1 protein-coding gene is annotated in these 401 nt (G+C 68.6%); it reads right to left on the bottom strand.

All coding sequences use genetic code 11. The annotated features are described in order from the left end of the window. Positions 1-401: heparinase II/III family protein (locus KVT32_RS28960; protein ID WP_305864231.1), on the bottom strand; the 401-nt coding region annotated here is incomplete at both ends.

Raw genomic sequence — 401 nt, 5'->3', positions numbered from 1 at the left:
CCCGATCAGGTGGTTGTTGGCGGAGGGGTGGCGCGACAGGTTGCGCGCGATCGTGCGGCAGTGGGCGTGGATGCTATCTAACCAGTCGGCGCGCAGGCGCTGGCCCGATTCGCCGGCGAACAGGCTGCTGCCCTCGCCGCCGACCAGTTGCCACAGCAGGGCCCAGTTGACCAGGCGGATGCCCATCTCGAGCGGACTGGTCCAGTTCGGCCCGAGCAGCGGCGGACACTGGTCGAGCCAGCTGCGCAGCTGCTGCTCGAGCGCGTGCAGCCAGCGCACTTCGCCGGAAACGCTCCAGGCCTGGGCCAGGCGCACCAGGTGCAGGTGACGGTTCAGTTCCCAGACGTGCTTGATGTCGCCGACCAGCTCCTGGTTGTCGATGGCGATGTCGCCGGCGAAGA

This window comes from Achromobacter sp. GbtcB20, from assembly GCF_019091095.1.
Lineage (GTDB): Bacteria > Pseudomonadota > Gammaproteobacteria > Burkholderiales > Burkholderiaceae_B > Achromobacter > Achromobacter mucicolens.
The sequence above is the reverse complement of the archived record's forward strand: the minus strand, read 5'-3'. Positions and strand labels throughout refer to the sequence as shown.